The organism is Pararhodospirillum photometricum DSM 122 (assembly GCF_000284415.1).
GTDB classification, from domain to species: Bacteria; Pseudomonadota; Alphaproteobacteria; order Rhodospirillales; family Rhodospirillaceae; genus Pararhodospirillum; species Pararhodospirillum photometricum.
The window spans coordinates 2,091,483-2,116,510 of sequence record NC_017059.1 but is presented as its reverse complement, the minus strand read 5'-3'; the positions used below and the strand labels follow the sequence as shown (position 1 = coordinate 2,116,510).

25 protein-coding genes and 2 tRNA genes are annotated in these 25,028 nt (G+C 63.7%); 15 read left to right on the top strand and 12 right to left on the bottom strand.

The window, feature by feature from the left end; all coding sequences use genetic code 11:
* Window positions 1–18 precede the first annotated feature (18 nt).
* Window positions 19–276 (bottom strand): energy transducer TonB, encoded by a 258-nt coding sequence (locus RSPPHO_RS20540; protein ID WP_014415019.1) that lies wholly within the window; start codon window positions 274–276, stop codon window positions 19–21.
* Window positions 277–469: 193 nt separating this feature from the next.
* Between RSPPHO_RS20540 and RSPPHO_RS09450 the strand changes: the two genes are divergently transcribed.
* The 5 genes from RSPPHO_RS09450 (at window position 470) to RSPPHO_RS19875 (ending at window position 3,263) form a co-directional block, all read left to right on the top strand.
* On the top strand, window positions 470–850 hold the full coding sequence (locus RSPPHO_RS09450) for a 3TM-type holin (RefSeq protein ID WP_014415018.1): 381 nt from the start codon (window positions 470–472) through the stop codon (window positions 848–850).
* Between the two features lie 261 nt (window positions 851–1,111).
* Window positions 1,112–1,188: transfer RNA gene (locus tag RSPPHO_RS09445), tRNA-Pro, on the top strand.
* Window positions 1,189–1,259: 71 nt separating this feature from the next.
* The gene (locus tag RSPPHO_RS09440; protein WP_014415017.1) at window positions 1,260–1,556 is read left to right on the top strand and encodes an ETC complex I subunit; all 297 of its coding nucleotides are present in this window, start codon (window positions 1,260–1,262) and stop codon (window positions 1,554–1,556) included.
* 55 nt (window positions 1,557–1,611) lie between these two features.
* Window positions 1,612–1,688 (top strand) — tRNA-Arg (locus RSPPHO_RS09435).
* 219 nt (window positions 1,689–1,907) lie between these two features.
* The gene (locus RSPPHO_RS19875; RefSeq protein ID WP_157879160.1) at window positions 1,908–3,263 is read left to right on the top strand and encodes a hypothetical protein; all 1,356 of its coding nucleotides are present in this window, start codon (window positions 1,908–1,910) and stop codon (window positions 3,261–3,263) included.
* A gap of 57 nt (window positions 3,264–3,320) precedes the next feature.
* Here RSPPHO_RS19875 and RSPPHO_RS09430 read toward each other — a convergent pair whose 3' ends face one another.
* From RSPPHO_RS09430 to RSPPHO_RS09420, 3 genes are all read right to left on the bottom strand, one after another.
* Window positions 3,321–3,644: a type II toxin-antitoxin system PemK/MazF family toxin gene (locus tag RSPPHO_RS09430; protein ID WP_014415016.1), complete on the bottom strand. Its 324-nt coding sequence runs from the start codon at window positions 3,642–3,644 to the stop codon at window positions 3,321–3,323.
* Window positions 3,641–3,862: an antitoxin MazE family protein gene (locus RSPPHO_RS09425; RefSeq protein ID WP_041794943.1), complete on the bottom strand. Its 222-nt coding sequence runs from the start codon at window positions 3,860–3,862 to the stop codon at window positions 3,641–3,643. The genes RSPPHO_RS09430 and RSPPHO_RS09425 overlap by 4 nt, the downstream gene beginning before the upstream one ends.
* 233 nt (window positions 3,863–4,095) lie before the next feature.
* The gene (locus RSPPHO_RS09420; RefSeq protein WP_014415014.1) at window positions 4,096–4,425 is read right to left on the bottom strand and encodes a DMT family transporter; all 330 of its coding nucleotides are present in this window, start codon (window positions 4,423–4,425) and stop codon (window positions 4,096–4,098) included.
* A 254-nt stretch (window positions 4,426–4,679) separates the two neighbouring features.
* Here RSPPHO_RS09420 and RSPPHO_RS09415 point away from each other — a divergent pair, with 254 nt between their 5' ends.
* Both RSPPHO_RS09415 and glmS read left to right on the top strand, forming a co-directional pair.
* Window positions 4,680–5,792, top strand: coding sequence for a THUMP domain-containing class I SAM-dependent RNA methyltransferase (locus RSPPHO_RS09415; protein ID WP_041794941.1), 1,113 nt, complete (start codon window positions 4,680–4,682; stop codon window positions 5,790–5,792).
* 174 nt (window positions 5,793–5,966) lie between these two features.
* Window positions 5,967–7,790, top strand: coding sequence for a glutamine--fructose-6-phosphate transaminase (isomerizing) (gene glmS / locus RSPPHO_RS09410; RefSeq protein WP_041794939.1), 1,824 nt, complete (start codon window positions 5,967–5,969; stop codon window positions 7,788–7,790).
* Window positions 7,791–7,848: 58 nt separating this feature from the next.
* Here glmS and RSPPHO_RS09405 read toward each other — a convergent pair whose 3' ends face one another.
* Window positions 7,849–8,106 (bottom strand): helix-turn-helix domain-containing protein, encoded by a 258-nt coding sequence (locus RSPPHO_RS09405; RefSeq protein ID WP_051013786.1) that lies wholly within the window; start codon window positions 8,104–8,106, stop codon window positions 7,849–7,851.
* Window positions 8,107–8,432: 326 nt separating this feature from the next.
* Between RSPPHO_RS09405 and RSPPHO_RS17805 the strand changes: the two genes are divergently transcribed.
* Together RSPPHO_RS17805 and RSPPHO_RS09390 are read left to right on the top strand one after the other, a co-directional pair.
* Complete coding sequence (locus RSPPHO_RS17805; RefSeq protein WP_051013785.1) at window positions 8,433–9,578, top strand: pentapeptide repeat-containing protein; 1,146 nt, start codon at window positions 8,433–8,435, stop codon at window positions 9,576–9,578.
* A 5-nt stretch (window positions 9,579–9,583) separates the two neighbouring features.
* Window positions 9,584–10,180 carry a chemotaxis protein CheD gene (locus RSPPHO_RS09390; protein WP_041794937.1) on the top strand — a complete coding sequence of 199 codons (597 nt, stop codon included), beginning with the start codon at window positions 9,584–9,586 and terminating at the stop codon, window positions 10,178–10,180.
* A gap of 66 nt (window positions 10,181–10,246) precedes the next feature.
* Here the strand turns inward: RSPPHO_RS09390 and RSPPHO_RS09385 are convergent, their stop codons facing one another.
* On the bottom strand, window positions 10,247–11,011 hold the full coding sequence (locus tag RSPPHO_RS09385) for a TSUP family transporter (protein ID WP_014415009.1): 765 nt from the start codon (window positions 11,009–11,011) through the stop codon (window positions 10,247–10,249).
* A gap of 255 nt (window positions 11,012–11,266) precedes the next feature.
* Between RSPPHO_RS09385 and RSPPHO_RS09380 the strand changes: the two genes are divergently transcribed.
* Window positions 11,267–11,599, top strand: a complete 333-nt coding sequence (locus RSPPHO_RS09380; protein WP_014415008.1) for a PadR family transcriptional regulator — start codon at window positions 11,267–11,269, stop codon at window positions 11,597–11,599.
* A gap of 58 nt (window positions 11,600–11,657) precedes the next feature.
* Here RSPPHO_RS09380 and RSPPHO_RS09375 read toward each other — a convergent pair whose 3' ends face one another.
* The 3 genes from RSPPHO_RS09375 to RSPPHO_RS09365 are packed head-to-tail and all read right to left on the bottom strand — an operon-like array spanning window position 11,658 to window position 15,914.
* Entirely contained in the window at window positions 11,658–14,462 is a 2,805-nt protein-coding gene (locus tag RSPPHO_RS09375; protein ID WP_014415007.1) for an AsmA family protein, read from the bottom strand.
* Window positions 14,434–14,949: an AsmA family protein gene (locus RSPPHO_RS17800; protein WP_014415006.1), complete on the bottom strand. Its 516-nt coding sequence runs from the start codon at window positions 14,947–14,949 to the stop codon at window positions 14,434–14,436. Before RSPPHO_RS17800 ends, RSPPHO_RS09375 begins: the two co-directional genes overlap by 29 nt.
* Before the next feature lie 32 nt (window positions 14,950–14,981).
* On the bottom strand, window positions 14,982–15,914 hold the full coding sequence (locus RSPPHO_RS09365; RefSeq protein WP_014415005.1) for an alpha/beta hydrolase: 933 nt from the start codon (window positions 15,912–15,914) through the stop codon (window positions 14,982–14,984).
* Window positions 15,915–16,015: 101 nt separating this feature from the next.
* Here RSPPHO_RS09365 and cysQ point away from each other — a divergent pair, with 101 nt between their 5' ends.
* The 5 genes from cysQ (at window position 16,016) to RSPPHO_RS19870 (ending at window position 21,467) form a co-directional block, all read left to right on the top strand.
* Window positions 16,016–16,837, top strand: a complete 822-nt coding sequence (gene cysQ / locus RSPPHO_RS09360; protein ID WP_051013784.1) for a 3'(2'),5'-bisphosphate nucleotidase CysQ — start codon at window positions 16,016–16,018, stop codon at window positions 16,835–16,837.
* Window positions 16,834–17,772 carry an L-threonylcarbamoyladenylate synthase gene (locus tag RSPPHO_RS09355; RefSeq protein WP_041794933.1) on the top strand — a complete coding sequence of 313 codons (939 nt, stop codon included), beginning with the start codon at window positions 16,834–16,836 and terminating at the stop codon, window positions 17,770–17,772. Before cysQ ends, RSPPHO_RS09355 begins: the two co-directional genes overlap by 4 nt.
* A 160-nt stretch (window positions 17,773–17,932) precedes the next feature.
* Window positions 17,933–19,177 carry an ABC transporter substrate-binding protein gene (locus RSPPHO_RS09350; RefSeq protein ID WP_041794931.1) on the top strand — a complete coding sequence of 415 codons (1,245 nt, stop codon included), beginning with the start codon at window positions 17,933–17,935 and terminating at the stop codon, window positions 19,175–19,177.
* Window positions 19,174–20,163, top strand: coding sequence for a trypsin-like serine peptidase (locus RSPPHO_RS09345; RefSeq protein WP_014415001.1), 990 nt, complete (start codon window positions 19,174–19,176; stop codon window positions 20,161–20,163). The genes RSPPHO_RS09350 and RSPPHO_RS09345 overlap by 4 nt, the downstream gene beginning before the upstream one ends.
* A gap of 857 nt (window positions 20,164–21,020) precedes the next feature.
* Entirely contained in the window at window positions 21,021–21,467 is a 447-nt protein-coding gene (locus RSPPHO_RS19870; protein ID WP_157879159.1) for a hypothetical protein, read from the top strand.
* Between the two features lie 77 nt (window positions 21,468–21,544).
* On the opposite strand, the gene RSPPHO_RS09335 is transcribed toward RSPPHO_RS19870, so the two are convergent.
* The 3 genes from RSPPHO_RS09335 to RSPPHO_RS09325 are packed head-to-tail and all read right to left on the bottom strand — an operon-like array spanning window position 21,545 to window position 24,677.
* Window positions 21,545–22,978: a hypothetical protein gene (locus RSPPHO_RS09335; protein WP_041794927.1), complete on the bottom strand. Its 1,434-nt coding sequence runs from the start codon at window positions 22,976–22,978 to the stop codon at window positions 21,545–21,547.
* Complete coding sequence (locus tag RSPPHO_RS09330; protein WP_014414999.1) at window positions 22,975–24,267, bottom strand: KGGVGR-motif variant AAA ATPase; 1,293 nt, start codon at window positions 24,265–24,267, stop codon at window positions 22,975–22,977. The genes RSPPHO_RS09335 and RSPPHO_RS09330 overlap by 4 nt, the downstream gene beginning before the upstream one ends.
* Window positions 24,264–24,677 carry a hypothetical protein gene (locus tag RSPPHO_RS09325; protein ID WP_041794922.1) on the bottom strand — a complete coding sequence of 138 codons (414 nt, stop codon included), beginning with the start codon at window positions 24,675–24,677 and terminating at the stop codon, window positions 24,264–24,266. The genes RSPPHO_RS09330 and RSPPHO_RS09325 overlap by 4 nt, the downstream gene beginning before the upstream one ends.
* Window positions 24,678–25,028: the final 351 nt, after the last annotated feature.

The window sequence follows — 25,028 nt, the reverse complement described above, 5'->3', positions numbered from 1 at the left end:
ACGAGACGCGACACATGTCTAATCCTCCAGTTTCCACACATAACGCAGGCGTGCCCACGTCGGTTCGCGCCGGCCGTCCAGGGTGGCCGGCTGAAAGCGGCAGCGCCCCAGAGCCTCCAGGGCCGCGGCATCAAGGCGCGGGAAACCACTGGAGCGCTCGACGCGCTGGTCAATGACCGCCCCCGCCGTGTCGATCAGCAAGGCCAGGACCACCACCCCACTCTCCCCCGCCCGACGAGCGGCGGCGGGATAGCTGGGTTTGCGGCACTCGATCACCGCCGGGGTCGGGGGCGGGGTCGGGGCCGGGGCCGGGGCGTTCCCCGGGGGCTGGCGGCCCCTCGCCCGTGGGACCCGAGGGGCCGGGGGCGGCGGGTCCGGTGTTTTCGGTTGCCGGGGCCGGTGAGGTCTGCGGGGCTTGTGGCGCCGCGGCCGGCGCCGGGCGGGCGCGGGCGGGCTTGCGCTGAACCGCTTGCCGCGCCCCTTTATGGCTTTCGGGGTGCTGGCGGTGATGGCCTGGGCGCCCTTGGACCCGATCGGCTTCGCGGAGGCCATGCGGGTCTACGCCCTGGTGCCCGAGTGGTTGACCGGCCTTCTTGGGGGTGTGGCTGCCTTTTACTTCGCGGCGCGGCACCTCGAGAAGCGCCTGGACGCGAAGAGCGTTGCGCCCGCCGAAGTGGCCCAGGTGATGGCCGACGTGGCCGCGCTCAAAGCCATGGGCGCCCCGACGCCCCCACCGGAAGCTGCGTCGATGGGCGACGGGGATTTTCGATTTGCAATGAGCAGCCCGGAGCCAATGCCGGATGGCGCCATCGCCGAATGGAACCGTCGGCGCAAGGCGGGGCGCCACTGATCTACGCAGAGTTTGTACCCTTCCGGCGAACTGTCCGGTGATTCCGGTCGGTTCGCCGGGCATTTTGTCCGTATGTCAAGCGGCTTGGTGTGGACAGCCACGTCAGTACCTCTTGGAACGTTTGAGGAACGCGTCTTCGGGAATTTTTCGGGACAAAATCCCAAAACCCTCGGATTCCCTCAGAAAAAGCCGCGTTTGTTCACGTTGGGGCGCTTGCCTTTCTCGGAGAAAACCGTTAGCTCTCAGGGGTGCCGTCGTCGCCGGGGCGTAGCTCAGCCAGGTAGAGCGCCAGCTTTGGGAGCTGGATGCCGGAGGTTCGAATCCTCTCGCCCCGACCACTCGGGCCCCCACCGGTGTGAAAGGGAGGCGGCGACAATCGGGTGGCGTGACACGATAAGGGGAAGGGACCATGGTTCGCGTGCGCATTTACCAGCCGGCCAAAACCGCCATGCAGTCGGGCAAAGGCAACACGCGTCAGTGGGTTCTGGAGTTCGAGCCGACCGAGCGCCCGCTCAACGATGCCTTGATGGGGTGGGTCGGTTCGGGAGACGTCAACCGTCAGATTCGCCTGAGCTTCGCCTCCAAGGCCGAGGCCCTGGCCTATGCCAAGCGCAAAGGGTACGTGGCCCAGGTGCGTGATCCCCAGGTCCGGTCCCCGCAGCCCAAGTCGTATGCCGACAATTTCGCTTTTCAGAAGATTTCCTAAAAATTTTGCTGGACGTGCGGCCCGGAATCAGAAAACTTCCACCGCCGTTCCGTAAGCGCCCTTAGCTCAGCTGGATAGAGCAACGGCCTTCTAAGCCGTAGGTCACAGGTTCGAATCCTGTAGGGCGCGCCACTCTCTCAAAGCACGCATGGCCCCCTTGGTGGGGTCTTTCGTTTTTTATGTAGCCACAATGTAGCCAGCGGGCGAAGCGTTTTCCCCGGCCCGGATCAGCGTCCAAGGGTCACGATCTCTTTTGGAATTCGAGACCGCCGACGATCCGAGAGACTTTTTTAACAGCCTGCTATCGGCCTCTTATTTGACTTCGAGAGATGCGATTTTGAGAGGGATGAGATGACACTAGCATCTGATCTTAAATCTCTTGTTGATGAGTTGGATCGTGTCCATAGAGGCGATAAACCTCGGTGGAAAGAAAATGGTCTTCCAAATTTTACCCACGCAGAAAATGGATCTGTACGATACTTTAATCAGTCGTCACTTAACGCGATATGGAGCATATCAAAGATCCTCTATAACAATCTTCCTCCCGAATCTCCTAAGATTGAAATTAAAGAATACGCAAATATTATTCGCCAAATCATCGCAAATATGCACGCTGCTGGCGATTTTTTAGGTTTCGATGAAGGTGATCAAGGAAAGATTATACCAAGATTTAGATCTCTTGTTCATGAGAGACTCATTCTTATGTCGCAAGAGTACACCCACTATTTTCCTGCGCATACCATTGGTGTAGAGGAGAGGGCTCCGTTCTCAATCGGCCCAGTGACAGTATTTAATCGTCTTCATTGGTTGGATTCCGTTGATATCCCAATAAGCTCAAAAGAAAACAGCCAATGGAAAGAATTTATTAATAAAAAAATTAATGAAAACCATGAAAATATCGAGTTATGCAGAGATTCTGAGGAAATTTACAATTTTCTTTTAGAGGGATCTGCTATAATTAAGGTTATTACTCGCGGCTACGAAGAAAAAATTTCTGAAAAATTTGCTAGAATAATCGCAAAATCTTCTCTTGACGCCATATCGCTTGCTGTTGGTCGAGAAGATTGTTTCTGCCAGCAGTTAATTCATGGGGAACGATTTTATCCGAGAATGGTGTATACTCTAATAGAAAAAAACGATCGCCGATGGTCTCGTGTAATATCCAAGGGGAGGATCTTTTGCATTCTGTCGCCAAATCAAATTGATGCGCTATTAAAAGAAAATAATAATATTATCAGTGGTTTTGGCGAAATTATTGGGGGGGTTCTCGATCCATCAAATTACAAACACCCCAAGCTCGCCAATCGCTGGGTTACCGCACTGGATTGGTTTGGTGAGGGGTGTCGCGAATCAAATGATGCCATTGCGGTAGCAAAGTTAGCAACCTGCCTAGATGTACTATCCGGTGGAGGACAGTGTCCTGGTATAACAAGCATGGTTGCGCACTTAACAGGCACCAACCGAGATGAAGAAGTAACGCGATTCCCTTCGCGCACCTTAAACAACCTTATTCAACTGATTTATAATGAATGTAGATCAAAAACGTTGCATGGAGCGAACAACGATAGACTGAGGCAGCTTTTTGAGATTAGAAGTTGTTCTGTAAAAGTGGCGAGAGTATCTCTTATTGAAATTGCCGAAAGACTGAGGGCATATCAAGGGCCAGATGAAAGTAAGGGCAATCATAATATTTTTGTAGGGATTTGATGTTTCAGGTTGACCTCTCCGGCTTCGGGGAAAGGCATAGGGTTTTTCAATAGCCTGCTAGGCAAACCCCAGGAATACCGCCAGAGCTCGGTTGACAGCGAGCAAGGTCCCGTCATCGACCCGTCCGAACCCCGGGCCGATCTTTGTCACGGGGACCGTCATCGGCTTGTCGATCATGATTTGAGAAGGCTTCAACAGCCCGTTTTCCGGTGTCGGGTCGAGCATCAGCCGGATCAGAGGTGCGTCAACCAGGGTGCCGGTCAGCAAAAGGACCGCGCGGGTGGCGCTCTGGTGGAATTGGTCGGACTGGATAATCAGAGCGGGGCGTGGCTTTCCGAAGTCCCCTTGCAGGGCAATCGTGACCAGATCCCCGCGCTTCACTCTGTCCAGCCCTCCATCTTCGCAAGTGCGGCCTCCATGAAGTCTTGCAGGTCTTTGTCGGCGGCATCGCTTTCGGCAGTCAGGGCCGATTGCCGGCGGCATTCCTCGGCAAAGCCGGGGCGCCGGGTGTCGGGTACCCAAATCTGAATCGGGCGCATCCCGGCAGCCCGCAGGCCTGCTCGATGCTTGCTCACCCGCCTCGTCACGCTCGATGACATGGGCGTTTTCCTTCCTTATACCGTTTCATGAAACATAATCCGGTAGGGGGCGAGATGCAAGGGGGGCTTGTCGAGCCTCCCTCGGTTCCTGGTCCAGGGCTTGGCACGATCCAGCGGGCCTTTCCCCTTGTTGGCCCGGAACACGTCGTTATCGGGCTCCCTCAGCGGGAAGACCGGTCAGCCGATCCCGCTTGGGTCTGGCAACCGGTTTTGTGTTCCATGTGGAAGGTGGATCAGGAGTCGGTCGAGGAGGGGAAGGCGTTCATGAGGACGACGCCGGCGACGATCAGGGCCATACCGATCAGGGCCGGTGCTTCCAGTTTCTGGCCGTAGAGAACCCAGCCGACGGCGGTGATGATGACGATCCCGAGGCCGGACCAGATGGCGTAGGCGATGCCCACGGGAAGGGTTTTTAAGGCGTGGGACAAGGCGTAAAAGGAGACCAGATAGCCCACCACGACTAAGGCCGAGGGGGCGAGGCGGGTAAAGCCGTCGCAGGCTTTGAGGGCCGACGTGGCGATGATTTCGGCGCCGATGGCGACGGCGAGATAAACCCAGTGCATGGTCTGCCTCTATTATGGTCGAGTCGTGCTGGGGACAGCATACGGGAAAAAGGGAAGGCTGGGGAGGCGGGCCTCCCCAGACCCCTCCGTTCCGGGGGACTGGTCTCGCTCGCAGGGCCCATGGGAATGTGGGGTCTGGGGAGGCCCGCCTCCCCAGCCTTCCTTCGCCTCTCGCCCGTGCCAGGGGTTGGAACACCGCGGGGCGCGGGATAAGCTCCGGGAGGCAACCGCCCTTTCCCCCACAGACAGGCACCATGACAGACACGAGCTTTGAGATTTTTTTGGTCACGCCCCCTGGTCTTGAGGACGTGCTGCGGGCCGAGGTGGCGGCGTTGGGGTTTGGTGATCCCCAGGTGGTCAAGGGCGGCGTGGTAATCCAAGGGGGCTGGCCCGAGGTGTGGCGGGCCAACCTGGAGGTGCGCGGGGCGAGCCGGGTGGTGGCCCGGGTGGCGGCTTTTCGCGCCATGCACTTGGCCCAGCTCGACAAGCGGGCGCGCAAGGTGGCGTGGGGGAAGGTCCTGCGTGCCGATGTGGCGGTGAGTGTCGAGGCCACCTGTTCGGGCTCGCGGATTTATCACGCCAAGGCGGCGGCCCAGCGCCTGGAGCAAGCCGTGGCCGAAACGCTGGGGGTGCCGGTCAGTCCCGAGGCGCCGATCCGGGTCATGGCGCGGCTCGACGACGATTGGTGCACCCTCAGCGTGGACACCTCGGGGGAACTGTTGCACCGGCGCCAGCACAAGGAAGCCGTCAACAAGGCTCCGTTGCGCGAGACTTTGGCCGCCTTGTTCCTGCGGGCCTGCGGCTATGACGGGCAGGAGGCGGTGGTGGACCCGATGTGCGGCTCGGGCACCTTTGTGATTGAGGCGGCGGAAATGGCGGCGGGGCTGCCGCCCGGGCGCTCGCGGACCTTTGCCTTCGAGCAGATGGCGACCTTTGATCCCGAGGCCTGGAGCGCCTTGCGCCAGCGGGCGAGTGAGCCGCTATCGGGCGTGCGATTCTTTGGCAGCGATCGCGATCCCGGGGCCATTCGCATGAGCCGGGCCAATGCCGAGCGGGCCCAGGTGGCCGACGTCATTCGCTTTCAGGAGCGCCCGGTCAGTGACCTGTGGCCTCCCGCTGGGCTGGCGCCGGGGTTGGTCATGGTCAATCCGCCGTATGGTACCCGCCTGGGCGATAAGCGAGAGCTGAAGGGCCTTTATCAAACCCTGGGGCGACGGCTGCGCTCTTACTTTCAGGGCTGGCGGGTCGGCCTGATCACCAGCGAGGCGACCTTGGCTCAGGCGACCGGCCTGCCGTTCCTGCCCCCCGGGCCGGTGATTTCCCACGGCGGCGTTCCGGTTCGGCTCTATCGCACCGATCCTCTTTGAGGGACCGAGGGCGTTCGCGCTTCCTTTCAGCCTTTGCTCCCGCTCCCCTGGCGCCAAAGGCGATGGTTGAAGGCCCCCGGCAACGGGGGTAGCATCCCCCAGCGCCCCAAGGCGACGTGCTCCGGGACAAGACGCCCGAGCCCCCCTCTTTATTCAAGCGGATCAAGGGATACCATGTGCGGGATCGTCGGTCTTATCGGCCGTACTGACGCAGTGCCGCGGCTGATGGAAGGGCTGCAACGCCTGGAATATCGCGGCTACGACAGCGCCGGCATTGCCACGCTGGTTGAAGGCAAGATCGAGCGTCGTCGGGCCGAGGGCAAAATTGCCAATCTGCACGCGCGCCTGACCCAAGACCCCCTGGGGGGCACGACCGGCATTGGTCATACCCGCTGGGCGACCCACGGCGTGCCGGTTGAGCGCAACGCCCACCCCCACTCGGATGGCCAGGTGGCGGTGGTGCACAACGGCATTATCGAAAATTACCAGGAGCTGCAACGCGAGCTGCGCGCGGCGGGCTGCGTGTTTTCGTCCGATACCGACAGCGAGACCATCGTTCATCTAATCAGCGCCGGGCTGCGCCAGGGTCTGGATCCCCAGGCCGCCACCCATGCCGCCTTGCAACGGCTGGAGGGGGCGTTCGCGCTGGGCATCTTGTTCGCGGGCCACAATGATCTGTTGATCGCGGCGCGGCGCGGGAGCCCCCTGGCCGTGGGCCTGGGCGAGGGGGAAATGTACCTGGGCTCGGACGCCCTGGCCCTGGCCCACCTCACCGACCGCCTGATCTATCTGGAAGACGGCGATTGGGCCGTGCTGCACCCCGATCGGGTGGACCTTTACGATCTGGAGGGCAAGCCGGTCGAGCGGCCGGTGCATGTCACCGGTCTGTCCGGCGCGGTTCTGGGCAAGGATGGCCACCGCCATTTCATGGCCAAGGAGATCTTCGAACAGCCCCAGGTCATTGGCGACACCCTCAACGCCTTTCTCAACCCGGCCGATGGCAGTGTCAGCCTCCCCGCCTTGCCGTTTGATCTGGCGGACGTCGAGCGAGTGACCCTGGTCGCTTGCGGCACTTCTTATTATGCTGGCATGGTGGCGCGCTACTGGATCGAGCAGATTGCCCGGGTGCCGGTGGACATGGACGTGGCCTCCGAGTTCCGCTACCGCTCGCCGGTATTGCAGSCCGGGGGGCTGGCGCTGTTCATTTCGCAGTCGGGGGAAACCGCCGATACCTTGGCCGCTCTGCGCTATTGCAAGGACCAGGGGCAGCGCGTGCTCTCTTTGGTCAATGTGCCGGAAAGCAGCATGGCGCGGGAATCCGACGCGGTGTTGCCGACCTTGGCCGGTCCCGAGATCGGGGTGGCCTCGACCAAGGCCTTCACCACTCAATTGACGGTCCTCGCCTGTCTGGCCCTGGCGTTGGGCCGGGCGCGCGGCACCTTGAGCCGCGAGCGCGAGGCCGTCTTGTCCCATGCCTTGGCCGAGGTGCCGGCCCGGGCCGCCGACGTGCTGAACCATGACGGGCGCATCCGCGCCATTGCCGCCGACATCATGCACGCCCGCGATGTGTTGTACCTGGGGCGGGGGTCGCAGTTTCCGGTCGCCCTGGAAGGGGCCCTGAAGCTCAAGGAAATCAGCTACATCCATGCCGAGGGCTACGCCGCCGGCGAGATGAAGCACGGCCCCATCGCCCTGATCGACCATAACCTGCCGGTGGTGGTGCTGGCGCCCTCGGATGCTTTGTTCGACAAGACCGCGTCCAACGTCCAGGAGGTGGTGGCGCGCGGTGGGCGGGTGGTGTTCCTGTCCGATGCCCGGGGTGTCGAGCGCATGGCGCAACAGGCGGTGTTCACCGTGACCTTGCCCGAAGTCGATCCCTTCGTTGCCCCGATTCTGTACGCCATTCCCGTTCAGTTGCTGGCCTACCATGTGGCGGTGCTCAAGGGCACCGACGTGGACCAACCGCGCAACTTGGCCAAGTCGGTGACCGTGGAATAAGCCCCTTAAGGATCGGAGGGGTCTGGGGAAGGCCCCACCTCCCCAGCCTTCCTTGGTGTCATCCGCCGCCCCTCTCCCCCGGCTCAATAAAGTACTCCGCGACCAACCGCCCGTCTGGGTCGCGCACCATGCGAGAGCGCACGGGATACCCCGCCTGTTTCAAATCCCACACCCGGGCCGCCAGCCGCGAGCACCCATACAGGCGTCGGGCTTCGGCCTGACTGAGGGCGCCGCCTCGTTCGAGGTGGCCCAGGATTCCTTCTTGCTGCGAGGCGTCCTGGCGCAGGGCGGGTGGAAGGGGAGGGGCTGATCGCATGGCATGGATCCTTCGTGGCTGGTCACGCTCAAGGGCGATTTGATGACGTTATATCATTGTTTGGTTGGAATCACGTTAAAACTCGTCATGATTAAGTGATCCAGTTAGGGGGGGAGAAGAAGGGAAGGCCGGGGAGGCGGGGCCTCCTCAGACCCCTCGTTCCCGCTGGCCCTTCACCCCAGGATTGGAGGGGTCTGGGGAGGCCCCGCCTCCCCGGCCTTCCTCTTTCTTGACCCGATTGCCCTGTGTTTGGTACCGCGTGCCAGTGGCGGGCGGCGCAGGATTCGTTATACTCAAACGGAAGTCATGAAGAAGGCGGCGCTTCCATGGATAAAACGGCGTTACAACGCGCCCTCGACGCACACCGGCATTGGTTGATGGGGGAAACGGGCGGGGCCCGGGCCGACCTGTCGGGGCAGGATTTGCGCGGGGCTTCCTTATGGGGATCCGATCTGCGTCAGATTATCTTGCGCGGCGCGGATCTCACCGAAGCGAATCTCGCCCAAACCGACCTGACGGGGGCCGATCTGTTTCAGGCGCGGCTCGATGGCGCCGACCTGCGCGGCACGAAGCTGGCCATGGCCGAACTGCGCGGGGCGTCGTTTGCGCGGGCCAAGTTGGCGGGGTGCGATCTCACGGGCCAGTCGTTCCGGCGAGGCTTGCGCTTTGAAGGCGATGGTGCCCCCGAGGCGATCGCCCAAAACCTGTCGGGGGCCGATTTCACCGGGGCCGTGCTGGTTGGGGTGGACGCCACGGGGGCCGATCTCTCGGGGGCGATTTTTGTCAACGCCTTGCTTGACCACGCCAACTTGTCCCAGGCCGATTGCCAGCGCGCCGATCTGTCGGGCGCCCGCCTGTCGGGCACCACCTTGTCGAACGCCAACCTCAGCCACGCCCGCTTGACCGGCGCCCAGCTTGACCAGACCGACTTTGGCGGCGCCCGCCTGACCGACGCCGACCTGTCGGGGGTTGACCTGACCTCCTCGACCCTGGCCGGGGCCGACTTGTGCGGGGCGCGGCTGGAAGAGGTCTTGTTGCCGCAAAAGGGCGAGATCGAGTTGGGGTTGATCCAAAAGACCCTGGAACGCCACCTCCAGTGGCTGGCCAACGGGGCCGGTACCGCCGCCGACCTGTCGGGCATGGATCTTTCGGGCCTCGACCTCTCGGGCGCCAACTTGGCCGGGGCCAATCTGGCCGGGGCCTTTTTGGCCCGCACCACCTTGCGCGGTGCCTCCTTGGTGCTGGCCGACCTGTCGGGTGCCGTCTTGAATGGGGCGGACCTGCGTGATACCGATCTGCGAGGCGCCAGCCTCAAGCAAACTGATTTGACCGATGCTCGCCTCAGCGGGGCCCGGACGGGGAAGGCGCCGTTGCGCGATTATCAGGGACGACCCACGGGGCAGGTGGTGACGACGGATTTCTCCGACGCTCAAGGTCTGCCTGCGACCTCCCCGGCAGCGGAGGAAGCGTGATCCCCATGACCAATGATCCTACGATCTCCCGTCGGCGGGTGGTCGATCCCCGCACCGGCTCCACGTTGATCCGCCTCCAGCGCAGCGAACATCATGTCTCGCGGGTGCTCAGTGAGGTTTTGTCCTGCGAGATCGCTGCTTGCGTGGCGCTGTGTGTGCACGATGGCCAGCGCTCCTTGGGGGGCATGATGTCGGTCTTGCTGCCGGCCCGCTCGCAAGATGCCATGGTCAGCGCCGCCTGCGAGCGCTACGGCGTCCATGTCCTGGAGCGCCTCTTTATTGATCTGGAACGCGCCGGCGGGCGCCGGACCCGGCTAGAGGCCCGGCTCTACGGCGGGGCCGAGCGTGACCCGGCCGACCTGAGCGCTGGCCCGCGCACCGTGGCCCTGATTGAGCGCGTTTTGGAAGAATGGGGAATTGTTATCAGTGAACAAGACACCGGCGGATTGAACGTTCGTCGCGTCCAGTTTTCCCCGGTCACCGGCCGGGCCCGGGTGAGTGTGCTCGATGAAGTGCGCGCCGATCAAATTCTTCTCCAGGAAGTCCGCCGCGCCCCGGTCCTGATGCACGGGCCCAGCGGCACCATCGAAGTCTACGAATAACCAACCATCCTTTTCCAGGAGCGAGGGGGCTTGGGAGGCCCGCCTCCCCAGCCTCTCTTCTGATCTCTAAAGGACTCCAACACACAAAAGCCCGCCAAAAACCACCAAAAGCCCCCGGGTCACCGTATGGACCGCTTGGTCCGTCATTTTCCCCACCACCCGGGTTCCCACCGCCACCCCAAGGGCGGCGGCGATAATGGCACTGGCGAGCAGGGCAGGGGGAGCACCGGCCAGGGCATCGGCGGCGCTCAGGCCATAGACCAGGACTCGGCTGGTATCGACCAGGGCGGCGGTGACGGCGCCGGTAGCGATGAAAGCGGTTTTGTCGAGCCCAACGCGCGATAAAACCGCCGAACGCAGCGCCCCTTGAATGCCCGACACCCCCCCGAGGAAACCAGAGAACAGCCCCCCCACCGCCACGGGCAGGCTTTGACCAGTACGGGCGATGGGCCGATCGCCCAGAGCAAACGCAATGAGGATCAGGCCCACTGCGACGTTGAGGGGCTTGACGGTCATCAAGACGTCGGCTCCCCAGGGCACGGCAAGCTCGGGGCCGGTTCCCAAAACCACCAACGCCGAGGCTCCAGCCAGGGATCCCGCCACCGCCGGCAGGCCAAAGCGCACCACGATCCCCCACTGCGCCGCGCGACCCGTGGCCAGAAGCTTAAAGCCGCTCTGAAGCAAATGAACCAGCGCCGCCGCCGCGATCGCCGTGGGCAGCGGCATCATCAAGGCAAAGGCGGGCAGGAGAACGGTTCCCAGGCCAAAGCCTGACACCAAAGACACGCTAGAGGCGATCATGGCCGCGAGGCTAACCAGAAGAATGTCCATCCCACAGCTCTCCCAAAGTTAAGAAGGGGCGCTGCCCAGAGTACCCTCGTATATCGAAATTCGATAACGAAAAACGTCTAAAGCCCCTCCCAACCCGACAGAAAAAAGGGGCTGGGGCATCGCCTCAGGTGGGGGCCGCGTTCCCCACTCCCCTTCTCCCCTTCTCCCCTCTCCCCTTCTCCCCTCTCCCCGCTTTTTTGTTGCGACCCCCGATGCCGGGAGCGAGACCCAAACCAGACACAAAGGAGGACGCTCGTGGACAAGGATCTCTTTGCGGGCCTGATCCGGCTGCATATCTTGCTGCACGCTGCCAAGGCGCCGGTCTATGGCGCCTGGATTATTGAGGAGCTGCGCCACCATCAATACGACATAAGCCCGGGAACGCTCTATCCCATGCTGCATGGCTTGGCCGCCAAGGGCTATCTTAGCGTCAGCGCCGAAGGGACCGGCAAGCGCGCGCGCCGCCTGTACACCCTGACCCCCGAGGGGGCCCAGGCCTTGGGCGAGGCGCGGGCCAAGGTGCGCGAGTTGTGGCGGGAGTTGTTTGAGGACGACGAGGACGCCGCTCGGGGGGGGGAGCGGGAGTAAAGGGAGAAGGCTGGGGAGGCCGGCCTCCCCAGACCCCTGCGTTCCTTGACGCTCTTGGTTAGCGGGGGGGCGGTGGCAAGGTTTCCAGGACGGGGCGGGGGGCGACGGGGGCGGCGGCGGGGACCGGGTCGTCGTCCTGCGGTCGGGGTGTTGCCGGGAGGGAGGCGACGCGGATCACGGGGCGATCCAGGGAGCCGCTCACGGTCACGGGCAGGGGGTCGGGGAGTTTAACGCCCTTGAGGGGTGTTTTGCCCTCCAGGGGCAGGTGTCCCGCCGCCGTGATGCTCCAGGTCGCCAGATCCAGGGCGCCGGTCAGGCGGCCATGCGGGCCCAGGGTCAGGGGATCGAACGCCACCACGCCCCGTTCGATGGTGAGCGGGCCGCTCACATCGGTTCCCGGTGCGCCGGTGACGCGATTGATCAGCCCCAAGGCCTCCAGAATAACGCTTAGACCCCGTCCGGTACCGGGCTCGCCCCGCCAATCGGCCTGTTTGAGGTCGAGCCGGCCCGTTCCGGCCAGGGAGCCCACCACGGCCCGTACCGAGGCGCCCTGGGCGGTCAGGGCTAGGTCAAAGCCCAGGCGGCCCCGCGCCAGGGCAGAAGGGCCGGCTTGATCCAGGGCGATATCCCGGCCCTCAAGGTCGAGGGTCCAGCCCGGTACTGGCGCCACGCTCAGACGTCCCTTGCCGAGCAGGGAGCCCCCTCCGATCCTGGCCTTGCCGTCGGTCAGGGTCAAAACGCCATCCTCAAGCTGGAGGTCAAGGCTGGGGGTTTCAAAGACCAGGGTGTCCCAGCGCACCCGCCCGGCGTCCAGGGTCACGGTGGCGTTGACCAAGCCAAGGGCGTCCAGGGCGAGCGGCGTGTCCGGCCACGGCGTGGCGGGGCCGCTGCTGGTCAGGGCCACCGGTATGACGGTGAAAGCCCGGGGAGGCAGGCGCCCGGAGGGGAGCAGGGCGGCCGCCCGTTGCACGGGCAGGAATGGCGTCAGGTCAAGGTCCGGGCTTTGCAACTGCCCGGACAGGCGCGGTCGCAGGGCGAGCACGGTCAGGTCGAGGGTGCCCGTGACCTGGGTCGGTCCCACCGAAGCCTCAATGTTTTTCAAGGACAGGCCAGAGAGCACGCCACCGCTGAGTTGGCCTTGGAAGCGCAGGGGCCCCAAGGGACCGCGCAGCGAGGTCTCGGGCGCAAGGGTCCGCACCAGGGCCTGGGTGTCGGGATGGGCCAGATCCAGGCCAAGATCAATGGTCGGCAGGCCGGAGACAAGGTTGTTAAGGGTGCCACTGACCTGAAGATCAAGGTCCGCGAGGTGGGTGGTGCTGTCCAGAGACAGGGCGCCCAGGGGGCCGTCAAGCACAGCGGAAACCGCCAGCGGCCCCTCGGTGAGAAATGCCGGCGACGCAAGGCGCAAGGCGTGGAGGGTCCGAGCCGGGGTGGGCACCGTCACGCCAACCCCAAAACCGTGGAAAGTGGGCTGCCCCCCGAAGCCCGAAAGTCCGCCTGTCAGGGTCAGGGCGGCTCCTCCCAGGGCCCGGGCCACGCCCCCTTGGGTTAGGTTAAGCCGCCCCTGGATGAGGGAGCCTTGCAGGCTGACGCCCTCCAGGGTCTCCTCCCCCACGATCAGCCGTCCCACCCGGAGGTCCAGGTTGGCGTCAAGGGCGTTGAGGCCGTCGAGGCCTGCGAGCCATAGGCCCGGCGCCCGGGGCGGGGGGGACGGGCGGTAGGCGTCGAGGTTGAGGGTGTCGGCGATCAGGGTCAGGCCCAGCCCGGGCCGCTCCCCCGGCCGCAGCACCGCCGCCCCGCGCACCGTGGTCGTGTCAAGGGTCAGGGTCAGGCTGGTGAGACGGATCAGGTCCGGGGATCCGGTGAGGCTGGCTTGCAGGTCCAAGGCGCGCAGCCGCTCTCCTGGCACGGTGCGTGCGTCAAAGCCGGCCCAGGCCAGCAAGGCCCGCAAGTCGTTGGAGGTGGCCGTGAGGCCGGCCTCCAAAACCGGCTTACCGTCCCGCGCGACAAGCCGGCCCTGCGCCTCCAGGTCGGAGGCCCCGGGGAGGCGGGCTTTGAGGCGGGGCAGGGACAGCGTCCCCTTAGCCAGTTGCGCCGTCACTGCCACGTCGCGCAGGGCACTGCCCTTAAGCAACACGGCATCGGCGCTCAGGTCCAGGGAGGCTTCCAAGGCTGTGGGCAGGGTAAAGGCGGGGGTCGCTTCGGGGGCGGGCAGGGGGACGGAGAGGCCGTCCGGGGCTTCCGGGGGAGGGGGCGGGGCGCTGGTTGTCTCGTGGCCCGGACCCAGGCGGGTCCAGGCGTCAAGGTCAAGGCGGGTCAGGCGCAGCGCCGAGCTCAGGCGGGGAACGGCCCCCAGACTGACCCCGAGGGAGCCCCGCGCCTCGGTGGGGCCCACCCGAATCACCAAGTCGTCCAGGGCCAAGCCGTCTGGCGCCGCACTCAGCCGGGCGTTGAGGCCGGCCTTGCCGTCCAGGGGCAGGGGCAGGGCCGGCAGCGTGGCGTTCAGGCGTTGGGCCAGGGTTTGCGCCAGCCGGGAGGCATTGTCGATGCCCAGGCCCAGGGTTCCGCTCAGGGCAAGCGGCGCAACGCCGACGCTGCCCGTGTACTCCGCGCGAACGCCGCCGGCAGGAAAATCCACGCTCAGGGACAAGGCGCGCGACGGGTCAGCGGTCGGGGCGCCCAGCGTGCCTTTCAAGGTCAGGTCCAGGCCCCGGGTGGTCAGGCCGCCTTGTACGCTAAAAGACCCGTCCTCGGCTTGCGCGCGAAAGGTCAGGGCGAGGCCGGTGATCATTTCATCAATGTCGGAGGCGGGTAGGCGCAGGCGCACGGTGCCATCAACCACCCGGACGCTGTGAAAAGCCACCGCCAGCCCGCCCAGGGCCAGCCCACCCAGGGGCGGGGCGGGGCGGGCTTCGCCCGAGGGGGGGTAAGGGGCCTCCGGCCGAGCCGCCCCCTCCCACCCCCGTCTTCAAGATCCAGTTGCGCTGTCCGTTGGGGAGTTGTTCCAGAAGCAGGGTCGGGCGGATAATCTCAACGGCGCTGGCCTCGACCCGGCCGTGCAGCAGAGCCGGCAGCGACAGGCGGACCCGCAAGGCCTCCATCGAGGCCATCACCGGGTCACGGGCATCGGGAAGGTTGGACAGCGTGACGTTTTCCGCCGCCAGAGCTGGCTGGGGGAAGAGGCGCAAAGACAGGTCCCCATGCACCGTCAACGTGCGGCCGGTGATGTTGCGGACTTCGTCGGCAAGACGGCCGCGATACTGGTTCCAGTCGATCAGTGACGGCAGAACCAAGATCGTGCCAACGAGCAAGATCAGGCCCAGCACGAGTCCTGCCAAAAGGGTGCGCATCCGCCCTGTCTCCCCCAGCCCATTCGGAAGACCTAGTGTAGCGGAGGTCTATCCGGGTGCAAGGCGGGTTGGGCCGGCGCGGCTTCCCCAGGCACCTCGTTTCCCGGGGGGCCGCCAAGGGCCTCGTGGATCCAGGCCAGAATTTCGTCTTCATGGCGGGAGAAACCCTCGGGATCATCGTGTCCCACCTCGGGCAGGCGCAGGACCCGGGCGTGCGGAACCACCCGGGCCAGAACCTCGGCATGCCACGGGGGGACCGTGGTGTCGGAGTCGCCGTGCACCAACAGCAAGGGGGCCCGCACCCGGGGGGCGGTGGTGACGGGAGCGATGGTGTCAAAGCGAAAGCCGATGGACGCCTGCACTACCGCCAAGATCACCGGCCAAAAGGGCCAGCGCGGGATCCGATAGGCCGCCATCCACGCTTCCATGATCGGTCGGGGATGGGAGAACGCCGCAAGCGACACGACCGCCGCCACCTCGGCATCGCGGGACGCGCACAGGAGAACAGCGCCCGCTCCCACCGAGTGCCCAAGCAAGACCAAAGGCCCCAGGCCCCGCCGGCGCAAAAAAGCCAAGACGGCCTCGGCGTCCTCGGCAAAGCGCGGCAGGGAGGCAAACGTGTCGTCGTCGCTGCCGCCGTGCCCCCGCGCATCGAACAAGACGGCGTTGAACCCCGCCTTGAGAACCGGCGGCACCAGGACCAGCATGTGCGAGGCGCTGGCCCCCCAGCCATGCACCACCACCACCACCGGCCGTCCGGGGTGGGGCAAAAACAGCAAGGTGTCCAAGCTCTTGCCGCGAACACCGCGCACACGGACCCGCTCCGCTGTCAGGCCCAGGGCCTCGGGGGTGGCAACCGGCGCCCGGTCGCGGATGCGAAAGGCGCGGATCAACCAGGCGCGCAGCCCCCCAAGACCCGCCACCACCCCGGCGCTCAGGGTCAGGCCGGTGGCCAGGGCGCTCATGACCCCGGCCTTTCGCGGTGCAAAATAGGCGGGGAAGTGCTCTTGACAGGGCGCTCCCGCCCGCCAAAACTCCTTTTCCCCTCATGGTTATGAAGACTTCCATGGTTCATGCGACTGATTCCCTGATAGCGGGCGCGCCCGACCCGGCCCTCCTCCAACGCCTGCTGGCCCTCGCCCACGACGCCGGCGAGGCCATTTTGGCCGTCTACACCACCGCGTTCGACGTGGGAACCAAGGCCGATCGCAGTCCGGTGACCGAGGCCGACACCCGGGCCGAGGCGGTCATCCTGGAAGGCTTGGCTCGTCTCACCCCGGACCTGCCCGTGGTCGCCGAGGAGTCGGTCGCCGCCGGCCGGGTGCCGACCCTGACCGGCGGGCCCTTCTGGCTGGTGGACCCTCTCGATGGCACGCGAGAGTTCATAAAACGCAATGGCGAGTTCACCGTCAACCTGGGTCTGGTCCACAAAGGGTGCCCAGTGTTCGGCATTGTCCACTGCCCGGCGCTGGAAATGACCTTTTGGGGCTATCGTCCCGCCGACAACAGCAAGCCCGGAGCGGCCTTTCTACGCGGTCGTCACGCTACTCGTCCCCTGCATTGTCGCAGCGTGCCCGCCGCCGGTGCCACGGTGATCGCCAGCCGCAGCCACGGCAACGACGATGCGATGGAACTCTTTTTGCGTGATCTGCCGGTGGCCGGGCGGCTGCTGGCGGGCAGCAGTCTCAAGTTCTGCCGCATCGCCGAGGGTCTGGCCGACCTGTATCCCCGCTTGGGCCCCACCTCGGAGTGGGATACCTGTGCCGCCCACGCCGTGCTGCGGGCCGCCGGCGGCTCGGTGCGCACCCTGAACGGACAGGACCTGACTTATGGTCAACGGGACGGGTTCTTGAACCCCCATTTCGTGGCCCGGGGCCTGGAGGCGTGAGCGAGGCCTCCCAGCGTCTGGCCGAAGCGGCGGCGCGGCTGGCCCAGGGCGGGCTCGTCGCTTTCCCCACGGAAACCGTGTACGGCCTGGGCGCCAACGCCCGCGACGATCATGCGGTTGCCCGGATTTTTGCGGCCAAGGGACGCCCGCGCTTCAATCCTCTCATCGTGCATTATCCCGACGCCGAGGCCGCCTGGGCCGACGTGGTGCCCGAGGCGCGGGCCTTGCGACTGGCCGAGCGCTTCTGGCCCGGTCCCTTGACCCTGGTTCTACCGCGCCGTCCCGAGAGCGCCTTGTCCTTGCTGGTCTCGGCCGGCCTGCCCACGGCAGCGGTGCGGGTGCCGGCCCACCCGCTGGCCCGCGACCTGCTGCGGGCCTGCCACGTGCCGGTGGCGGCGCCCAGTGCCAACCCCTCGGGGCGGGTCAGTCCGACGACGGCCCGCCACGTCGAGGAGGGCCTGGGGTCCCTGGTTGATCTCATTTTGGACGGCGGCCCATGTGCGGTCGGTCTGGAAAGCACGGTGCTCGACCTTTCGACCGGTCGGCCCGTTTTGTTGCGCCCGGGCGGCATCGACCGGGCCACCTTGGCCCAGGTCTTGGGCGAGTCCGTCGAGAGCGCCGACACCTCGGATCACGACGACACCGCGCCCAAATCCCCAGGCCGCCTTCTGCGCCACTATGCCCCGGCAACCCCCGTGCGTCTCAATGCCACCTCTGTGACCCCGGGCGAGGTTCTGCTGGGCTTCGGGCCGGTGGCGGGGGCGGCCTTGAACCTCAGCCCCCGCGCCGATCTGGTCGAGGCGGCGGCCCACTTGTTTGCCATGCTGCGCGCCCTCGATACCCTGGGGGCCTCGGGCATCGCCGTGTCGCCCATCCCGGAGGCCGGCGTGGGAGAGGCCATCAATGACCGCCTGCGTCGGGCCGCCCGCGGGTGAGTGGAGGGGCCGAGGGAGTTGGGGGGGGGCTCCGTCTCCCCGGCCTTCTCGCGGCCTTGCGCCGATCCCTTGCTTGACAGGGGCCGCCCCAGTCGAAACTCTGCGCTTCAGGGGCCAGCGCGAGGGGCCGGCCCCGACCACACGGGGGAGACACCTGACCATGTCCATGTCCTCGCCGCGCCTGAATCGGCGCGACTTTCTCACCCTGGCGGGCGCCGCCACGCTTGCGGCTCCCTTTATCGGCCGGGCGCGAGCGGCCGAGCCGGTGCGGATTGGCGAGATCAACAGCTATAGCCGGATCCCAGCCTTCACCCTGCCGTATCGCAACGGCTGGACCTTGGCCGTGGAGCAGGTCAACGCGGCCGGCGGTGTGCTGGGGGGGCGCATGCTGGAGGTCATCAGCCGCGACGACGGCGGGGATCCCGGGCAAGCCGTGACGGCGGCCCAGGAACTGGTGGCGGGCAATGGCGTGCACGCCCTGGCCGGCACCTTCCTCTCCAACGTCGGCCTTGCGGTGGCCGACTTTGCCGCGCAGCGCAAGACCCTCTTCCTGGCCGCCGAGCCCTTGGCCGACGCCATGACCTGGGAAAAGGGCAACCGCTACACCTTCCGCCTGCGCCCCAGCACCTGGATGCAAGCCACCGTCCTCGCCCGCGAGGCGGCCCGCCTGCCGGCCAAGCGTTGGGCCACGGTCGCTCCCAACTACGAGTACGGCCAAGCCGCGGTGGCGCGCTTCAAGTCTTTGCTGCAAGAGCTGCGCCCGGATGTCACCTTTGTCGGCGAGCAGTGGCCGGCTCTGTTCAAGCTGGATGCCGGCGCCACCGTCCAGGCCTTGGAAGAGGCCAAGCCCGATGCCGTCTTCAACGTGCTGTTCGGGGCCGACCTGCCCAAGTTTGTGCGGGAAGGATCGCTGCGCGGGCTGTTCGAGAACAGGACAGTGGTCAGTCTGCTGACCGGCGAACCCGAATACCTCAATCCCCTGGGCGCCGAGGCCCCGGAAGGGTGGATCGTCACCGGCTATCCTTGGTACGACATCGACACCCCAGCCCACCGCGCCTACGTGGACGCCTACAAAAAACGTTGGAACGAGGATCCCGTGTTGGGCTCCCTGGTGGGCTACAACACCTTCAGCGCCTTGGCGGTTGCCTTCCAGGCCGCCGGGAGCACCGACCCCGAGGCCCTGGTCAAAGCCTTCAAGGGGCTGACCTTCAGCGCCCCGATCGGGGATATTACCTTCCGCGCTGCCGACCACCAGTCCACCATGGGGACCTGGGTCGGCCGGACCGCCGTGCGCAACGGCAAAGGCGTGATGGTCGATTGGACCTACGTCGATGGTACCGACCTGCTGCCTCCCCCGGAAACGGCCGCCTCGTGGCGTCCGGCTGAAGCGGCACCGGCCCAATGAGGCCCGGGGCAAGGAGGGGCTGCCGGCCAGGGAGTGTCGGCCTTGCCGTCCTCCTTGCCCTGATCGCCGCTCGCGCCGAGGCCCAGGTCGCGGGCGCGTTGCCCGAAGAAACCGACGCCCAGATGCGCCAGCGGCTCAAGCCTGGCATCAAAGGCGAGGATAATCGGGTCGCGGTCGATGCCACCACGTGGCCCTGGGTGGCGGTGGGGCGCGTCAACCGCTCCGATGGCGCGTTTTGCTCCGGGGTTCTGGTGGGGCCGTCTCGGGTGTTCACCGCGGCGCATTGCCTGTGGAACAAGCACACCCAGGCTTGGATGCCCCCCTCGGGTCTGACCTTTGTCGCGGGCTATCAACGCGGCGCCTGGGTCGCCCACGCCAAGGTTCGGGCCACCCGGCCGTCTCCCACCTATCGTCCCGCCACCGGGCAGGGGAGTGATCCGGCCGCGGATTGGGCCATCCTCGACTTGGCCGAGCCTCTCGGGGCGACCCTCGGCTTTTTTGGCACCCAACCCGGTGCTCTGCGCGGCGCGCGGTTGACCCAGGTGGGCTACAGCTTCGACCGGCGCCATGTGCAAACCGCCGATATCGGATGCCGCTTGCTCGGGCAGCAGCAGAGCGGGGCGATGCTGCATAATTGCGATACGGTCAACGGGGACTCAGGCTCCCCCTTGTTCTTGTGGACTCCCGAGGGGCCGCGCGTGGTCGCCTTGCACGTGGGGACGGTACGCACCCAAGGCGGGGACAGCTTGGGCGTTGCTGTTCCGGTGGATCGTCTTGATCCCACGGCTCTGGCGCCTGGGTCAGGCTCGGCCGCTGTCGATCAGGGCTTGGCCGCCGTCATGTTGGGCAAGCTCGGGTATGACACCACCGCCGGGTTCCGCCGGGCCATTGGCAGTGCGCGGACGCAGGAGGGATTAAGCCGGGAGGAGTTCGCCACCTTGTTGTCTGGGACGGCACCGCCGGCGGGAAGTCGGGAAATAAAGTGAGGGGTCTGGGGAGGCCGCGCCTCCCCGGCCTTATTTTTCGGGAAAGGCAAGGCTGGGGAGGCGCGGCCTCCCCAGACCCCTCGATTTTTGGGCTTGCGCTCCCTGAGCGAGGTCCTTATAACCCGCCCTCCCGACGCACCGACAACGGCGCCGAGGGGTTTCGGAGGAGAGTTCTCCGGGTTTTGCAGCGGCTTTTTTCCTTTTGGGAACAACGGCTAAGCGGATCCGGGAAAAAGGGCTTGACGCTGAAACGCGGTGGGGAGTAGGTTCTGTCCCTTCCGGGTTGACCGACCGGGTCGCTGTGGCGGCCCTGAAAAAAGTGGTTGACACGGTGGGGCGGTGCTAGTAAAAACCGCCGCCTTGGTGACGACGAACGAAGCATCGGACGATGTGACGGTAGTCGAAACTAAGTGCTTAGTCAATATTGCCGGTTCGCCGGTCTGCTGTTTGACATTGTAAAAGAAAACGCGATCGAAAGAGATGGGCGGGCGGCTCTCGGGGAACCGGGGCTGTCGGAAGAGAGATCTTCCTCAACCGCTCATCTTGAGTAAGACGAAAAGAATATCGACTCGTTCGATACCTTTGAAGTTCTTATGGCCAAGTATAAGTGATTGAGAAAAGGCTCGGCTTTCGAGGTTAACTTGAGAGTTTGATCCTGGCTCAGGACGAACGCTGGCGGCAGGCCTAACACATGCAAGTCGAACGCATCCTTCGGGATGAGTGGCGCGACGGGTGAGTAACACGTGGGAACGTACCGTTGGAGTACGGAATAATCCTTGGAAACGAGGACTAATACCGTATACGCCTTCCATCATATCAAGAATGTTGAGGAGCTTCTTATAAATTTTCTCAAGTCAATGACGGATGATGCCATCTTTATCATGTATGACTATTTTGGTCCGGTCAGAATGCAGTGGGATCATCGTGTCATTGATATCGCAAATTCTCTCATGAGGCGAATTCCCCTGTCATTAAGAGAGAAGCTTCCCGAAGTTCAAAGAACGGGGATTTATGAATTTTTGCGGTGCGATCCATCGGAAGGTGTCTCTGGTGGTAATGTTCTGGAGATTGCTAAATCTATTTTTGAAGTTGTCGAAGAAATAAATATGGGTTCTACGCTCGGTCATCCGATGTTTGCTTATAACGCCAGTTTGTTTGATATGAATAATGTTGGTGACAGGTCGATTGCTGAGATCGTCATTGAGTTCGAGAGTATCTTGGTGGAAGAGGGGATTATTCAATCCGATATCAAGCTTGTCATCTGTCGGGCCAGAGCGGATGTTTCCCTTTTTTATAAACAATAAGGCTCGATGATATCTCGCTGAAGAGAAGGCTGGGGAGGCCGCGCCTCCCCAGCCTTCCTTCAAGTGCTCTGGGCGAGTTAGGTGCGGGGCTTAACCCCTCCCTTGCGGCCTAGGCCAAATCCCACCCGGTAGAGATCCGGCATGTCCAGGCGCTGGTCTTTGCGGGTGACAAAGATGCCAAGACGCTCCAGGTCCTTGCGAACGCCGTCCCAGCTTTCCGCATGCTGGGGCGGCAGATGATCGGAGGGGATGCTGCCGGGGCCTTGTGGGAACGCCGCCTGCCACGTCCTGATCACCGCCTCCTCTTCGCAAGGAACATTCATGCCGCGTAGCGGCTGCATGGCGGCGGGGACCCAAGGGTCATCTTCGGCGACTTGCTCCACCCTGATTTTCGATGCTTTCTGAATGCCTCGTTTCAGGCTTTCGTAGTGAAGGGCTAGGGGGTAATCGCTGTAACGTGAGCTATCCTCAGCCGCGCCCAGAATGGCCGCTAGAAATGAGCGCGGCGAGGTCCTGCCGTGGCCGTCTGCCAAGTGACTAACACTCCAAACATAAGGGACACCTCGGCGAGCGTCTTTCCCCATCTTGTCGCCTGCTAATGCCTCGAACCAGTCTCGCAGGAGAAAATCATTCGATGCCAGATTATGCGAAAAAAACCAAGTTCTACCTTGTTTTTTCGGCGTAACTGTAGGAATCAAGATCCATTCTGGTAGTATTGAGCGCAGGCACTCACCGTGTTTTCCCGGCGCATTGATCAGGCGTTGCCACAGCATGGCGTGCAAATCCTGCTCTTCCCAGGTCAAGTCAACACTGGTTGCCGTGATCTTGGAGGCATCGACAAACGACGTCACAGTGCGTTCCATCTGATCCGGGCGCAAGAACACCTTAGCCCGGATCTGGCTGAAGCCACGCAGCCATAAGGAAAGTTGCAGCAGGTCGCGAACAATACGGTTCATGGTATCCCAGTCGTGGCTCGTCCTGTCCAAGGCGTCGAAGAGGATGAGACCGAACTGATTGTCAGCGGCCAGCTTTTGGTTAGCTGTTTCGGCAAGGTGGGCAACCTTCTCGGGGTTTTGTTCCGCCCAGTCCACGGTTTCGTTCCACGACCCCTCAGGAACAGGGGCGTGGGTTAAGCCCGCGAGCCATCGCACCACGACGGCCCGCCAGACCGCAGAGGGATTATGCCCCAGGCCCAGCAGGGCTTTAAACGTGTCTCGGTCTGGATAGGTCTGGATGCTCGATTTGGCCGCATGGCCGACGTGGATTGTGGTTTGGGTCAGTTCGGGAAGCTGGGCGCCGATGAGTTGGCGCAACGAGGCATCGCTCAGGGCGGCCGTCCAGAATGACTTGCCGACCCCACGCCCGCCGATGACCAGCACAGCGTCCCGTGCAAGCGCCTTGCGATGCGCCTGCGGGATGTAGAGGGTCCCCGGGAGAGGGGTTTCTCCGGTATTGTCCAACTCGAACGGGGCGGCCTGAATAGCCTGCCGAATGCTTTCCGGGGAGATCATGGCCGGCTCTCCTGACCGATTGCGCGCTCCACGAAGTCCAGAACCATCTCGAAAACCGCCTTGACCTCTTTCTCCTCAATCTGAGTCATCCGGTTCTGGAGGCTGAGGAGACCATACCAGCCGCGATTCCAGCGAATTTGTAAAGGAGAATGGGGAGCGTTGTCGTCGTCTTGGTCATAGCTCCACTCGCCGACGGCTCCAGGCGCGACTTGATCATAGGTCTTCTCGAACAAGGCATAGGAATCTTCGCGGAACGCCGCAAGATACTCCAAGCGGCGCTCATCGTCCGGGACCAACCCGGCAACCATTTGCAACCGCTCCCTGATCTTGGTGATGACCCCACGCTGGTGCCAGTGGGAGAACAAGGCGTTGTACCCGGTCCAGGTTTGCTGTCCCTGGATGGCGAACAGTAAGACGGTGTGTGCGCCGAGATCGGTCACGCACGCCGCCGCCACCTCGTCGATCCCGGCCCGAGAATCAATCAAGATGACATCGGGTTGAAGCCGCTCTTCCAAGCGCTTGACAAGGCGATTGAGGCGCTTGGGCCAGGACTCCGGTGCCTCACCGCTGGCCTTGGGCATCCAGACGCGCCCGAGCTTGGAGACATACTCCCCGAAAACCCGACCATGCGCCGGAACGAGAGAGATGGACCCTGGCGTCTGGAGGGGGCTGGTCGCAACCATATCCTCTAGGAGCACCTCCCCGTTATCGACCAAATCTTCGACCAGCCAATCGGTAATCCCGTATTCGGGGAGGCGATCCTCCGGCAGCAAGGTGCTGGAAAGGCCCGGAGATTCCAGGTCCAGGTCTAGAACCAGTACCCGGCGCCCCTGTCGGGCCAGGGACCACGCGCTGGCCGCGAGCGCCGTCGAGCGCCCCACCCCTCCCTTGATGGAAAAGAACACAAGGCGCGGTGCTCCAGAAGCGACCTCGGCAATGCTTTCCCAACGGCTATCGGTGGCGAGCCGGTCGATCACCCTTATGTTGCTTAAGGTCTCGTCGAGCGGAAACGCGGCGGTTCCCAGGCCGGCCTGTTCGGGGGAGGCCTCATAGAGGAGGCCTGACTTAACAGGATAAGCATGTGGGGCGATCCGATCCGCCACCTCTTGGTACACCGTAAAAAGGGCCTGTTGGAGTTCCGGCTCTGTCTCAACGCGTTCTGGCACGATGAAACGCACCCGCCCATTGAGGTCGCGGTTGACCCTCAGCCAGTCCACCCGAGCCATCACGTCGTGATGGTTTTKGAGCACCTCAGTCGTGATGGGGAGGATTTGGTCAAAGGTCGTCATATCAGCCCGTCCAACTGCGCTTCTTTAAGCAACGTGCGAACAGCGCGCGCCCCTTCTTGATGACGCACCACCCTTTCTTCCGCAAAATTTTCCTGATGAGCATAGCGTTGGGAGATATCCCAGTCGTCAAAGGAAATCGGGGTGGGCAGGGCGTACTTCGCCCCTTGACCGTACCCCTCACGGTAGCTTTCAAAGCGCGCCCAGAGTCCGTTCGCATGGTGCCTGTCTGACTTATTTTGCGGGCTTCCCTTCGCGTCCGTCTGCATCCCGAAGGCCACCATTAGCCGCTTGAGCCCGCACTCGACCGCCACCCCATAGAGATGGTCCGCATTCGCCCAGCGTCCCGCATCGAATAAACGCTCTGCATCGTCCATATGCCGCCCAGAAGCATCCATAAAATCGGCTTCCATTCCGCCCACGGTATTAGTCCTCGTTTCCAAGGATTATTCCGTACTCCAAGGTACGTTCCCACGTGTTACTCACCCGTGCGCCACTCATCCCGAAGGATGCGTTCGACTTGCATGTGTTAGGCCTGCCGCCAGCGTTCGTCCTGAGCCAGGATCAAACTCTCAAGTTAACCTCGAAAGCCGAGCCTTTTCTCAATCACTTATACTTGGCCATAAGAACTTCAAAGGTATCGAACGAGTCGATATTCTTTTCGTCTTACTCAAGATGAGCGGTTGAGGAAGATCTCTCTTCCGACAGCCCCGGTCCCCCGAGAGCCGCCCGCCCATCTCTTTCGATCGCGTTTTCTTTTACAA

Bases quoted from the DNA above. Each gene is read 5' to 3' on its own strand.
- RSPPHO_RS09415 (WP_041794941.1), top strand. From the start codon at position 4,680: ATGACAGACACGAGCTTTGAGATTTTTTTGGTCACGCCCCCTGGTCTT.
- RSPPHO_RS09365 (WP_014415005.1), bottom strand. From the start codon at position 15,914: ATGAGCGCCCTGGCCACCGGCCTGACCCTGAGCGCCGGGGTGGTGGCG.
- RSPPHO_RS19875 (WP_157879160.1), top strand. From the start codon at position 1,908: ATGACACTAGCATCTGATCTTAAATCTCTTGTTGATGAGTTGGATCGT.
- cysQ (WP_051013784.1), top strand. From the start codon at position 16,016: ATGGTTCATGCGACTGATTCCCTGATAGCGGGCGCGCCCGACCCGGCC.
- RSPPHO_RS09345 (WP_014415001.1), top strand. From the start codon at position 19,174: ATGAGGCCCGGGGCAAGGAGGGGCTGCCGGCCAGGGAGTGTCGGCCTT.
- RSPPHO_RS19870 (WP_157879159.1), top strand. From the start codon at position 21,021: ATGACGGATGATGCCATCTTTATCATGTATGACTATTTTGGTCCGGTC.
- RSPPHO_RS09390 (WP_041794937.1), top strand. From the start codon at position 9,584: ATGACCAATGATCCTACGATCTCCCGTCGGCGGGTGGTCGATCCCCGC.
- RSPPHO_RS09350 (WP_041794931.1), top strand. From the start codon at position 17,933: ATGTCCATGTCCTCGCCGCGCCTGAATCGGCGCGACTTTCTCACCCTG.
- RSPPHO_RS09440 (WP_014415017.1), top strand. From the start codon at position 1,260: ATGGTTCGCGTGCGCATTTACCAGCCGGCCAAAACCGCCATGCAGTCG.
- RSPPHO_RS09420 (WP_014415014.1), bottom strand. From the start codon at position 4,425: ATGCACTGGGTTTATCTCGCCGTCGCCATCGGCGCCGAAATCATCGCC.
- RSPPHO_RS17805 (WP_051013785.1), top strand. From the start codon at position 8,433: ATGGATAAAACGGCGTTACAACGCGCCCTCGACGCACACCGGCATTGG.
- RSPPHO_RS09385 (WP_014415009.1), bottom strand. From the start codon at position 11,011: ATGGACATTCTTCTGGTTAGCCTCGCGGCCATGATCGCCTCTAGCGTG.
- RSPPHO_RS09425 (WP_041794943.1), bottom strand. From the start codon at position 3,862: ATGTCATCGAGCGTGACGAGGCGGGTGAGCAAGCATCGAGCAGGCCTG.
- RSPPHO_RS17800 (WP_014415006.1), bottom strand. From the start codon at position 14,949: ATGCGCACCCTTTTGGCAGGACTCGTGCTGGGCCTGATCTTGCTCGTT.
- RSPPHO_RS09335 (WP_041794927.1), bottom strand. From the start codon at position 22,978: ATGATCTCCCCGGAAAGCATTCGGCAGGCTATTCAGGCCGCCCCGTTC.
- RSPPHO_RS09325 (WP_041794922.1), bottom strand. From the start codon at position 24,677: ATGGAAGCCGATTTTATGGATGCTTCTGGGCGGCATATGGACGATGCA.
- RSPPHO_RS09405 (WP_051013786.1), bottom strand. From the start codon at position 8,106: ATGCGATCAGCCCCTCCCCTTCCACCCGCCCTGCGCCAGGACGCCTCG.